The organism is Aquabacterium sp. G14, assembly GCF_037482285.1.
Lineage (GTDB): Bacteria > Pseudomonadota > Gammaproteobacteria > Burkholderiales > Burkholderiaceae_C > Aquabacterium.
Genome location: NZ_JBBEYB010000003.1, coordinates 22,691 through 35,428, shown reverse-complemented (window position 1 = coordinate 35,428; position 12,738 = coordinate 22,691). Strand labels below are relative to the sequence as shown.

The 12,738-nt window shown below is 62.4% G+C and carries 8 protein-coding genes; 1 reads left to right on the top strand and 7 read right to left on the bottom strand.

Going from position 1 to position 12,738, the window contains the following annotated elements:
• Positions 1 to 2 precede the first annotated feature (2 nt).
• From narH to moaA, 7 genes are all read right to left on the bottom strand, one after another.
• Positions 3 to 1,526, bottom strand: coding sequence for a nitrate reductase subunit beta (gene narH / locus WIT60_RS04585; RefSeq protein ID WP_339582773.1), 1,524 nt, complete (start codon positions 1,524 to 1,526; stop codon positions 3 to 5).
• Positions 1,523 to 5,347, bottom strand: coding sequence for a nitrate reductase subunit alpha (locus WIT60_RS04580; protein ID WP_339582772.1), 3,825 nt, complete (start codon positions 5,345 to 5,347; stop codon positions 1,523 to 1,525). The genes narH and WIT60_RS04580 overlap by 4 nt, the downstream gene beginning before the upstream one ends.
• A gap of 33 nt (positions 5,348 to 5,380) precedes the next feature.
• Positions 5,381 to 6,832, bottom strand: a complete 1,452-nt coding sequence (locus WIT60_RS04575) for a NarK family nitrate/nitrite MFS transporter (protein ID WP_339582771.1) — start codon at positions 6,830 to 6,832, stop codon at positions 5,381 to 5,383.
• Between the two features lie 22 nt (positions 6,833 to 6,854).
• Complete coding sequence (locus WIT60_RS04570; protein ID WP_339582770.1) at positions 6,855 to 8,117, bottom strand: MFS transporter; 1,263 nt, start codon at positions 8,115 to 8,117, stop codon at positions 6,855 to 6,857.
• 98 nt (positions 8,118 to 8,215) lie between these two features.
• Positions 8,216 to 8,962 (bottom strand): response regulator, encoded by a 747-nt coding sequence (locus WIT60_RS04565; protein ID WP_339582769.1) that lies wholly within the window; start codon positions 8,960 to 8,962, stop codon positions 8,216 to 8,218.
• The gene (locus tag WIT60_RS04560) at positions 8,959 to 11,001 is read right to left on the bottom strand and encodes a type IV pili methyl-accepting chemotaxis transducer N-terminal domain-containing protein (protein ID WP_339582768.1); all 2,043 of its coding nucleotides are present in this window, start codon (positions 10,999 to 11,001) and stop codon (positions 8,959 to 8,961) included. Before WIT60_RS04560 ends, WIT60_RS04565 begins: the two co-directional genes overlap by 4 nt.
• Before the next feature lie 67 nt (positions 11,002 to 11,068).
• Complete coding sequence (gene moaA, locus WIT60_RS04555; protein WP_339582767.1) at positions 11,069 to 12,049, bottom strand: GTP 3',8-cyclase MoaA; 981 nt, start codon at positions 12,047 to 12,049, stop codon at positions 11,069 to 11,071.
• Between the two features lie 143 nt (positions 12,050 to 12,192).
• Between moaA and WIT60_RS04550 the strand changes: the two genes are divergently transcribed.
• Positions 12,193 to 12,708: a hemerythrin domain-containing protein gene (locus tag WIT60_RS04550; protein ID WP_339582766.1), complete on the top strand. Its 516-nt coding sequence runs from the start codon at positions 12,193 to 12,195 to the stop codon at positions 12,706 to 12,708.
• Positions 12,709 to 12,738 lie beyond the last annotated feature (30 nt).

Genomic DNA, 12,738 nt, shown 5'->3' with positions numbered 1-12,738 from the left:
GCTCACACCTCCGACTTGATGGGAATGGTGCGCTTCTTGGTGCCACCGAACAGGCTGGCCTCGCTGGCGCCATCCGAGCAACCGTTGCCGAACGAGAAGCCGCAGCCGCCACGCAGGTCGAACGCGTTCTCGGCGTACTCGCGGTGAGCCGACGGAATCACGAAGCGGTCTTCGTAGTTGGCAATGGCCATCACGTGGTACATGTCCTCGACGGTGTGCTTGTCCAGCCCGAACTGGTCCAGCACCTGCTTGTTCTCGACGCCGTCCACGTGGCGGCTGCGCATGTAAGCGCGCATCGCCAGCATGCGCTCCAGCGCGCGAGTCACCGGGAAGGTGTCGCCGGCAGTCAGCAGGTTGGCCAGGTACTTGACCGGGATGCGCAGCTGCTTGACGTCAGGGATCTGACCGTTGACGCCCAGGTCGCCCACGTTGGCCGCAGCCTGGATGGGAGACAGAGGCGGCACGTACCAGACCATCGGCAGCGTGCGGTACTCGGGGTGCAGCGGCAGAGCGACCTTCCAGTCCACGGCCATCTTGTAGACAGGGCTGTGGCGGGCAGCCACCAGCCAGGCTTCTGGGATACCGTCCTTGCGAGCCTGCTCGATCACCTTCGGATCGTTCGGGTCCAGGAACAGGTTGAGTTGGGCCTGGTACAGGTCACGGTCGTGCTCGACGCTGGCCGCGGCTTGGATGCCGTCTGCGTCATACAGCAGCACGCCCAGGTAGCGGATGCGGCCCACGCAGGTTTCGGAGCAGACCGTCGGTTGGCCGGCTTCGATGCGGGGGTAGCAGAAGATGCACTTCTCGGCCTTGCCCGACTTCCAGTTGTAGTAAATCTTCTTGTAGGGGCAGCCCGAGACGCACATGCGCCAGCCGCGGCACTTGTCCTGGTCGATCAGGACGATGCCGTCTTCCTCGCGCTTGTAGATCGAGCCCGAAGGGCACGATGCCACGCAGGCGGGGTTCAGGCAGTGCTCGCACAGGCGAGGCAGGTACATCATGAAGGTGTTTTCGAACTGGCCGTAAATGTCCTTCTGGACATCGTCGAAGTTCTTGTCCTTGCTGCGCTTGCTGAACTCGCCACCCAGGATTTCTTCCCAGTTCGGACCCCACTCGATCTTCTCCATGCGCTGACCGGTGATCAGGCTGCGGGGACGCGCGGTGGGCGCGGCCTTCGACTTGGGCGCGTTTTGCAGGTGCTCGTAGTCGAAGGTGAAGGGTTCGTAGTAGTCGTCGATCTCAGGCAGATTCGGATTGGCGAAGATCTTCATCAGCAAGCTGAGCTTGCCGCCTTGGCGGGGCTCGATCTTGCCGTTGGCCTTGCGCACCCAGCCACCATTCCACTTGTCCTGGTTTTCCCATTCCTTGGGATAACCAATGCCAGGCTTGGTTTCGACGTTGTTGAACCAGGCGTACTCGACGCCAGGGCGACTGGTCCAGACGTTCTTGCAGGTCACCGAGCAGGTATGGCAACCAATGCACTTGTCCAGGTTCAGGACCATGCCAATTTGAGCGCGGATTTTCATGCGTGTGCTCCTTGTGCGCTGGTGGCGGAACCTTCACCGTCCAGCCAGTCAACCTTGTTCATCTTGCGGACCACCACGAACTCGTCACGGTTGGTACCGATGGTCCCGTAGTAGTTGAAGCCGTAGCTCAGCTGGGCGTAGCCGCCGATCATGTGGGTGGGCTTGAGCACAATCCGGGTCACCGAGTTGTGGATCCCGCCGCGGGTGCCGGTGATCTCCGAGCCCGGGGTGTTGATGATCTTTTCCTGAGCGTGGTACATCATGACCATACCGGGGTTCACGCGCTGGCTCACCACCGCACGGGCCGCGATGGCGCCGTTGGTGTTGAACAGCTCGACCCAGTCGTTGTCCACGATGCCGGCCTTCTTCGCGTCGTCTTCACTCAGCCAGATCACCGGGCCACCGCGGTTGAGCGTGAGCATCAACAGGTTGTCGGTGTAGGTGGAGTGGATCCCCCACTTCTGGTGCGGCGTGATGAAGTTGAGCGCAATCTCCTTGTTGCCGTTGGGCTTGCGATCCTGCACTTCATGCAGGGTCTTCAAGTCAACCGGCGGACGGTAGGAGACGAAGCCTTCGCCGAAGGCGCGCATCCAGGCGTGGTCCATGTAGAACTGCTGACGCCCGGTCAAGGTGCGCCATGGGATCAGCTCATGCACGTTGGTGTAGCCGGCGTTGTACGACACCTTTTCGCTTTCCAGGCCCGACCAGGTCGGCGAGGAAATGATCTTGCGCGGCTGCGCCTGGATGTCGCGGTAACGGATCTTCTCGTCTTCGCGGTGCAGGGCCAGGTGGGTGTGATCCCGACCGGTCTGCTTGCTCAGGGCGTCCCAGGCCTTGACGGCGACGTGGCCGTTGGTCTCGGGCGCCAGCATCAGCACCACTTCGGTGGCGTCGATGTCGGACTCGATCTTCGGGAAGCCCTGGCTGACACCTTCCTCACGCACGCGGCCGTTGAGGTCGCCCAGCGCATGGACTTCGTCGTCCGTGTTCCAGCCGATGCCCTTGCCGCCATTGCCCAGCTTGTTCATCAGCGGACCCAGCGAGGTGAAGCGCTTGAAGGTGTTCGGGTAATCGCGCTCGACCACGGTGATCTGCGGCGCAGTCTTGCCGGGGATCAGGTCGATCTCGCCACGCTTCCAGTCCTGCACGTCGAACGGCTGGGCCATTTCGGCGGCCGTGTCGTGCATGATCGGGGTCATCACGACTTCCTTCTCGGCGCCCAGGTGGCCCACGCAGACTTCGGAGAAGGTCTTGGCAAAGCCCTTGTAGATCTCCCAGTCAGAGCGCGCTTCCCAAGCCGGGTCCACCGCTGCGGACAGCGGGTGGATGAAGGGGTGCATGTCGGACGTGTTGAGGTCGTTCTTCTCGTACCAGGTGGCCGTGGGCAGCACGATGTCGGAGTACAGACAGGTGGTGCTCATGCGGAAGTCGAGCGTGACCAGCAGGTCCAGCTTGCCTTCGGGGGCCTGGTCGTGCCACTTGACTTCCTGCGGCTTGGCATCGCCCGCGCCCAGGTCCTTGCCCTGCACGCCGTTGGTGGTGCCCAGCAGGTGCTTGAGGAAGTACTCGTGGCCCTTGCCCGACGAGCCCAGGATGTTGGAGCGCCACACGAACATGTTGCGCGGCCAGTTCAGCGGGTTGTCCGGGTCTTCGCACGACAGCTTGAGCGAACCGTCCTTCAGGGCACCCACAGCGTAGTCCTTGGGGTCCATGCCCTTGGCCTGCGCGTCCTTGACGACCTTCAGAGGGTTGGTCTGCAGCTGCGGTGCCGAAGGCAGCCAGCCCATGCGCTCGGCGCGCACGTTGTAGTCGATCATGCTGCCGCCGAACTGGCTCTTGTCGGCCAGCGGTGAGAGCACCTCTTCCACGCCCAGCTTTTCATAACGCCACTGGTCGGTATGGGCGTAGAAAAAGCTGGTGGAGTTCTGTTGACGGGGCGGACGCGACCAGTCCAGGGCGAAGGCCAGCGCGGTCCAGCCGGTTTGCGGACGCAGCTTTTCCTGGCCCACATAGTGAGCCCAGCCGCCACCGCTCTGACCGATACAGCCGCACATCATCAGCATGTTGATGATGCCGCGGTAGTTCATGTCGCAGTGGTACCAGTGGTTCATGGCCGCGCCGATGATGACCATGGACTTGCCCTTGGTCTTGTCGGCGTTGTCGGCGAACTGGCTGGCCACTGTGATGACCTGAGCGCGCGGCACCCCGGTGATCTGCTCTTGCCAGGCGGGGGTGTAAGGCACGTTCTCGTCGAACGACTTCGCCCCATCGTCCACCAGTTGACCGGCGGCGTTCTTCAGACCGCGGTGCACACCGTAGCTGGCCACCTGCAGGTCGAACACGGTGGCAACCCACACGTCGCGGGTCCGGCCGTTCTTGTCCTGCACGGTGATGCGCTTCATGGGCACATTGCGCAGCAGGATGTCGCCTTGCTTGTTGCTCGGGAAGTTCGGGGTGTCGATGCCACCGAAGTACGGGAAGGCCACCTTGTTGACATCAGCCGTCTGGTTCTCAGCCTTGGCGGCATCTTCCAGCACCGACAGCTTCAGGCCGACCAGACGGTCGCTCACGCCTTCCTTGGTTTCCAGGTTCCACTTGCCTTCGTCGGCACGGCCTGCGGCGCCCCAGCGGAAGCCAATGGAGCCGTTAGGTACCACGATGGAGCCGTCGGCGTCATAGGCCAGGGTCTTCCATTCGGTGTTGGTGCCGGCACCGATGTCGCCGCTCATGTCACTGGCGCGCAGGTAGCGGCCGGGGACCAGGGCCTTGCCAGCCGGGGTATCTTGCTCGTCGAGCATCACCAGCATCGGCAGATCGGTGTAGCGACGGGCGTAGTCGTCGAAGTAGGCCGAACGCTTGTCGAAGTAGAACTGCTTGAGGATCACATGGCCCATGGCCATGGCCACGGCCGAGTCGGTGCCCTGCTTCGGGTGCATCCAAATGTCGGCCAGCTTCGAGATTTCGGCGTAATCGGGGGTGACCGCCACCGTCTTCGTGCCCTTGTAGCGCACTTCGGTGAAGAAGTGCGCGTCAGGGGTACGGGTCTGGGGCACGTTCGAACCCCAGGCGATGATGTAGCTGGAGTTGTACCAGTCGGCCGATTCAGGCACGTCGGTCTGCTCGCCCCAGATCTGCGGGCTGGCGGGCGGCAGGTCGCAGTACCAGTCGTAGAACGACATGGCGACGCCACCGATCAGGCTCAGGTAGCGCGTACCGGCGGCGTAGCTGATCATGGACATGGCCGGGATCGGCGAGAAGCCGATGATGCGGTCCGGACCGTATTGCTTGATCGTGTAGACGTTGGAAGACGCCACGATCTCATTGACCTCGTCCCAGCTGGCGCGCACGAAACCACCCAGGCCGCGCTCCTTTTGCCAGCTGCGACGGGTGTCCGGGTTGCTCATCAAAGCAGCCCATGCGTCCACCGGCGACTTGGCGACGGCACGTGCCGCACGCCAATGCTTCAGCAACTCACCACGCACCATCGGGTGCTTGACTCGGTTGGCGCTGTACAGATACCAGGAATAGCTGGCGCCACGGGCGCAGCCACGGGGCTCGTGGTTGGGTAGGTCGTCGCGGGTGCGCGGGTAATCGGTCTGCTGGGTTTCCCAGGTGACGATGCCGCCCTTGACGTACACCTTCCACGAGCAGGAGCCCGTGCAGTTCACGCCGTGGGTGGAGCGCACGATCTTGTCGTGCTGCCAGCGGTTGCGGTAAGCGTCTTCCCAGGTGCGATCCTCGCCCGTGGTGACGCCGTGGCCTTCTGCAAACTCTTCTTTGGGTTGAGCGAAGAAGGTCAAGCGGTCAAGAAAGTGACTCATGTGTTGACTCCTGTCAGATTCACGTGTGAGAGATCAGCAAGGCTGCTCGGCACCCTTGCGGGCGTAGTACCACCAGGTGGTCGCAATGCACAGCAGGTAGAAGGCGATGAACGCCATCAGCGCCAGCTCCGGGCCGCCTGTGGCACCGATCGAGGTGCCATAGCTCTTGGGGATGAAGAAGCCGCCGTAGGCCGCCACGGCTGCGGTGAAGCCCAACACGGCGGCGGCTTCGGTGTTGGCTTCCTTGATGGCGGCATTCATGCCTGCCTCGTCGTTGCGCTTGACCTTGCTGGTCTTGAGGTTCAGGAAGATCACCGGGATCATGCGGAAGGTCGAGCCGTTGCCGATGCCGGTGGTCAGGAACAGCACCAGGAACATCAGGAAGAAGCCGGTGAAATTGCCTTCGGCCGGGCCGATGGACAAGGCGAAGGCGCTGCCGGTGCCCTTGGGCAGGAAGAACAGCACCCCCACCACAGCGAGGGCCATGACGATGAAGTTCCAGAAGGTGACGCGGGCACCGCCCAACTTGTCAGACAGCCACCCACCCACCGGGCGAATCAAGGCACCCACCAGAGGGCCGATCCAGGCGTAGGCCAGCGGATTTACATCCTTGAACTGCGACTTGATCAGCAGCGGGAAGCCTGCGGCGTAGCCAATGAAGGAGCCGAAGGTGCCCAGATACAGGATGCACATCAGCCAGTTGTGCTTGTTGCGGAAGATGGCCGCTTGCGTCGCAAACGAAGCCTTGGCGTCCGCGATGTCGTTCATGAAGAACCACGCGGCCAGGCTCACGATGACGATCCAGGGCACCCACACGAAGGCGGCGTTCTGCGCCCAGATCTCGGACGACTGACCGGCCTTGTTGACGATGGTCTGCGACTCACCGCCCAGCACGCCGAACAAGCCCACCGAGATGATGATGGGGCTCAAAAACTGCACCACCGACACGCCCAGGTTGCCCAGCCCGGCGTTCACGCCCAGCGCCGAGCCCTTGCGCTCCTTCGGGAAGAAGAAGCTGATGTTGGACATGGAGGACGAGAAGTTGCCGCCGCCAAAGCCGCACAGCAGCGCCAGGATCAGCATCGTCGGATATGGCGTGCTGGGGTCCTGCACCGCAAAGCCGATCCCAATGGCAGGGATCAGCAGGGAGGCGGTGGAGATCGCCGTCCAGCGACGACCACCGACCAGCGGCACCATGAAGGAATAGAAGATGCGCAGCGTGGCACCCGACAGGGCGGGAGCCGAGGCCAGCCAGAACAGCTGGTTGGTGCTGTAGTTGAAGCCCATCAACGGCAGGTTGACGGCGACCACGCTCCACATTTGCCAGATGGCAAACGCCAGGAACAAGGCCGGGACCGAGATCCACAGATTGAGCTTGGCAATCGCCTGGCCTTCTGCTTCCCAGAAGGCCTTGTCTTCTGGGGTCCAGACCGTCAGGGTCGTGCCTGGACGGGCCTTGCCCGCCGAGGTATGGGAGGTTGACATGATGTGTCCTTGAGGAGGGAAATCAGGCGCGCTTGCCGACGGGAGCGTGCTGGGGCTCACCGCCCACCACGTCACGCGAGCGAACTTCGGTCATGTACATCCAGATCAGCGAGACCCAGACGACGCCGTAGAGCAACATGAAGGCGCTGGAGCGAACACCGGTGAGGTCCAGCAGGTAACCGAACATGATCGGCAGCACGAAGCCACCCAGGCCGCCAGCGAGCCCGACGATGCCGGAGATGGCGCCGATGTTGGTGGGGTAGTCGTTGCTGATGTACTTGAACACGCTGGCCTTGCCGAAAGCCATGGCGATGCCCAAGGTGAACATCACGATCGTGAAGGCGTAGACGTTCAGGCCAATGTGAAAGGTTTGCGAGCCGTTGACGGTGGCAATGGTGAAATCGGTCTGCGGATAGCTCAGGATGAACAGGCAGATCCAGCACACCCACAGCACCCACCAGGTGACCTTGTGCGCGCCGTGCTTGTCAGACAGATAGCCACCGATGGCGCGCAGCACCCCACCGGGCAGAGAGAAACAGGCAGCCAACAAGGCGGCGACGCGGATGTCGAGGCCATACTCGCCCACGTAGTACTGCACCATCCACAGGCTCAGGCCCACATAGCCGCCAAACACGATGGAGTAGTACTGGCAGTACTTCAGAACGCGCGGGTCCTTGAGTTGCTTGAGCTGGTCGCTGAAGCTGGCCTTGGACTGGACCAGATGGGTGGGGTCGGAGTAGCTGAAGAACCAGAACAGCAGGGCTGTGCCCAGCATGATGGCAGCGTAGACCTGCGGCACCATCGTCCAGCCTGCAGCCACCACGATGGCCGGGGCGATGAACTTGTTGACCGCGGCGCCCGAGTTACCCGCACCGAACACGCCCATCGCGAAACCTTGCTGGTCCTTCGGGAACCAGCGGGCCACGTAAGGCGTACCGACCGAGAACGAGCCGCCGGCCAGGCCCACGAACATGCCCAGCACCAGGAACTGCCAGTACTGGGTGGCGTAGGCCATCAGGTAGATGGGCGCCACACACAGCATCATCGTGATGAACAACACGATGCGACCACCGAAGCGGTCCGTCCAGACACCCAAAGGCACCCGTACGAGAGAGCCCGTGAGCACGGGCATGGCTGTCAGCAGGCCGAACTGCGCGTTCGTCAGACCGAGGGTTTTCTTGATGGGGATCCCGATGACGCCGAACATCATCCAGACCATGAAGCACACGGTAAAGGCCAGTGTGCTGACTACCAAGACCGATAAGGCCTTACCTCTCTGAGACATGGGAAGCTCCTATTCCTATGTCTCACAGTGTTCAAAAATAACCCTTCTGTGAACATCCTTCCGTTGGTCAGGCGGAATCGGTCAAAAGGAGTAGTCCGTCACGTTCCTTGATTTAGATCAGTCACGGCAAACACCGCCGCCTGCACCCGTGAGGTCAGGTTCAACTTGCGCAAAATGTGCTGCACATGGATCTTGACCGTCGTTTCGGCAATGCTCAAGGTGCGAGCGATCTCCTTGTTGCTGGCACCGCGTGCGATCTCCCTGAGAATGTCGCGCTCCCGCGGCGACAGCCGTGAAACCGCGCTGCTGCCTTCATCTTTGGTCCGATCGGTGCTGCCCGCATCGTCTGCAGGCACTTCGGCCACAGCGGCCCCGGTGGGGGCATCGGCAGTCACCGGTGTGCTGGCAACCACCTGCCGGTAGGCCGCCATCAACTTGCCTGTCATCTCGGGTGACAACACCGATTCACCCCTCGTGGCACGCAACACCGCATCGACCAACTCTTCCCCCTCCACGGTCTTGAGAAGGTAGCCGGCCGCACCCCGCGCGAGGGCTTGTGCCAGGTCGTTGGCATCCTCACTCACTGTGAGCATCACGATGCGCGCTTCCGGCACGGTCGCACACAACTGGGGCAAGGCCTCCACCCCATGAACGCCAGGCAAGTGGTTGTCGAGCAAGATCACATCGGGGCGATGCTGCGCACCCAGCTTGAGCGCCTCGCCCGCGTCGCGCGCCTCGGCAACGACCTTGATGCGTTCGTCGCGCGACAGCAAGGCGATCAAGCCGCGTCGAAACAGGTTGTGGTCGTCCACCACCATCAGGCGGACCGTGCAGAAATCGTTCATGTCAAAACACCGGGTTGGGTCGTGGAAGCGCCTGAACGGCTGGCCGCCAGATTGGGGAGCCGCAGCTCGATCAGCGTGCCACCCGGCCCGGACTCGCAGTGCAAGTCGGCGCCAATGCGCTGTGCGCGTTCGCACATGATGCTCATGCCCACATGGGTATGGTCGGGCGGCCCTGCTTTCAGGTCAAAACCACAACCGTTGTCGCGCACCTGTACCCGCCAATGCGGCTGTGTCTGCACATCCACCCACACTTGGGTGGCCTTGGCATGTTTGCGGGTGTTGGACAGCGCTTCTTGCACGATGTGCAAAACCTGAATCTGAACATCCGGAGGCAGCGGCAGACCGTGGCCCTCGACACTCAGGTGCGCCCTGATCTTGGACTGAAGTTCAAACTTGGAGATGGTCTCGCGCAAGGCCGGCTCGATGTCGTCGGTGTGGGTACGCACACGGAAATGGAGCAATAACTCGCGCACGTCGCTGTAGCTCTCTCTCACGCCCACGTCCAACTCGTCCATGGCCGCATCAACGGCTGGCTGATCATGACGGGCCATGGCATCGCGCAGCAGCTGCATCTGGATCTTCAGGAAGGCCAGCGACTGGGCAATGGAGTCGTGCAACTCCTGCGCCAACAGCTGTCGCTCGGACGCAATCGCGGCCTCCCGACCCAATGCGGCCGCCCGCAAGCTCTCCATGGCGCCGGCCAGGTGGCTGGCCAAGGCCTCGAACAGCGCCTTCTCTTCCTCACTCAAAGCCGGATCACCGCGGTAAAACAGCTCCGCCTCGCCCAGCACGCGCATGTGCAGGCCCAAAGGCACGGTGATCAGGGTGGTGTAGCCCGCACGCTCACAATGATCGTGCACGCGCAGTGCGGCCGACTGTCCCGAGAGGCTGCGCGTGGCGTCCAGAATGGGAATCACCCTCACGCTGGGCATGGTGCCTGCCTCCACCTTGGCGCCGCACAGGCAGTCACCGGAAAGGACGCATTGCTCCTCTTCGGTCATGACATGCGGCAGGCAATCGCTGCCCAGCAGCACGTAGCGCTCATTGGCCACATCCGACCAGCGAATGGCCACCGCGTCGGCCTGCGCAATGCGCCGCATGTGCTTGGCAAAGCCGTGTGCCAACTCCTCCAGGGTCTCGGCACTGGCCACGAAAGCGGCCACCTCGTACAGCGCACTCAGACGCTGCTGTTTGGTCTCCAGGCTGGCGGTCTTCTCACGTACCTTGGCCTCAAGGTTGCCGTAGAGCGACTGCAGGTTCTCCGCCATGCTGTTGAAGCCGTCGGCGAGCGAGCCCATTTCGTCCCCCGCATCGACGATGACGCGTGTGGCGAAGTCGCCCTGCTCGATGTCACGCAAAGCCGATTTGAGACGGGAAACCGGCTCCAGAATGACCACATAGCCCGCGTACATCAGCGCCAAGGCACTGAGAATGGCCAACACCATCATGGCCAGCTGAAAGGTCCGCAACAGCGTGGTCCACCCCGAGAGATGGCGCTCGACCGCGGACACAAACAAATCCACCTGTCCAACCAGATCACTCACGTGCGCGCTCAAACTGCCCGGTGGCGCCGCCCCATTGGCAATCGACAACGCTTGCGCACGCAGCCTTTGCCAATCCCTCACCACGCCTTCGAACTGCGCACGGGTGTGTCGGTCCCAAGGCACCGCCAACGGACGCGTGGAGTCTCCGCGCCGCAACAAGGCCACGCTCCGATCAAACTCGGCCAACTGCGCAGACACCTCGGCAGAAAACTTCACAGCATCCACAGGCTTTTGCTGCAGGCTGAGCGCCAACTGGTAACTGCGCATGCGCATGCGCCCCGCCTCATTGACGGCGGCCGCACCACCCTCCAGTTGCCAGGTCACCCACAGCGTCAAACCAATGGAGGCCAGCGCCAGCACCAGAAACACCCCGCCAATCGCCATGAGCTTGCTTGCCAGGCGCATGCCCCCAAAGCGCGAACGCCAACGCCGATGCAGGCTTTGCAGCGGCGCATCGGCAGTTGGAATGGTCTGATCTTTGAGGTAAATGGGCAATCCGGACTCCGTCAGGGCACGGGCCCTGGGCACAGATCATGATGGCGCTGGCGGGCCGTGCTCATGATCAGCCCCCGGTTTGTGACATGAAACGCACAATCTGCTGCGGACGCTCGTTGAATTCATGACGCTCGGGTTTGACACGGATGCCTTCGTGAATGGCGGCCACCAACTCCTCGTCGCTCGCGCCGTCCCTCATCATGCGCCCCAGTGGCACCTGATCGTTCTGCCCCAGGCACAGGTAGAGCGTCCCATCCACGCCCAGCCGCACGCGGTTGCAGGCCTCGCAGAAGTGTTGAGACATCGGGGTGATGACCCCCAGGCTCATTTGCCGATCGGGGGTGCACCAATACCGTGCCGGACCTGCCCCCTGCCCCATGATCTCCGGCAGCAGGCCATGCTGCTCGGCCAGGCGCTCACCCAACTTGCTGAGGTCAACCCCTCGCGTGGCGCGGCCGGTATCCCCCACAGGCATGGGCTCAATCAAACGCAACACAAAGCCTTGCTCGATGGCAAAAGCCACCATGCGCTGCACCTCGTCCACGTTGACGTCGGCCTGCACCACCATGTTGAGCTTGATCGGCCGAAAACCCACCTCGCGAGCAACGCGCAAACCATCCAGCACATCAGACAGGCAATCCCGCCCCGTGATGCGGGCAAAACAATCGGCATCGAGCGAGTCGAGACTGATGTTGAGACGACTCACACCCGCCTCACGCAAACCCGCCGCATGACGCGCGAGTTGCGTGCCGTTACTGGAGACCGACAGGTCACGCAAACCCGGCAAGGCGGCAATCTGACGCGCCAGATCCGTGACCCCCCGACGCAACAAAGGCTCGCCCCCAGTCAGCCGAACCTTGCTGACGCCCAAGCCGACGAACAGCCCGACAAGGCGGGACATTTCATCGTGGCGCAGCCAATGCGCCGGCTCTTCAAACCCCTTGAAGCCTTTTGGCAGGCAGTAAGTGCACCGCAGGTCGCACCGGTCGGTCACCGACACGCGCAAGTAATCAATGCGACGCTGGAACGAATCAATCAGACGGGTCATGTTATGAGGCTCGGTGGTCGCCCAGATGGACGGACGGCAGCTTGACGATCACTCTAGGGAAGTCGCCCCATTTTGCCTATCGATCGGAAGGAGTAGTTCATTGTGGACATCCAGATGTGCCGCAGACGTGCTATCAATGCGACATGCGTCTCCCTCTTCAACCCGTCGCCCCCAGCATCGACGATCCGATCGAATTGCTGCAAGCCTGCCACGACAAGGTTCGCCGATTTGCCGGCCTGACGGTGCGCCTGCGTGCCCACCTTGCCGACCGGGGTGCGGACGATCAGGCTCAGGAAGCAGCCAAGTCCATCCTGCGGTACTTTGACGTGGCCGCCCCCCTGCACCACGAAGATGAAGACATGGACTTGTTCCCGGCGCTTCGTGCACTGGGGCAAACCGATCTGAACGCCCGAATTGATGAACTGCAAGCCCAGCACGACAGCCTGGGAAGGCTCTGGCAGGCATTGCGACCATGGCTGATGGCCGTCTCTGCCGGACAAACCCACGAGATCCCGGCCGAGGCGGACGACTTTGCCATGGCATACCCCGCTCATGCCGCTCGCGAAGAGTCGGAGATCTACCCCGCTGCGTCTCAGCTGAGTGCCGCCACCGTGCAACGCATCAGCGAGGCCATGGTGCGGCGACGTACAGCCCCTTGAAGACGTTGGCAGGGCGAGGGCATGAATGCT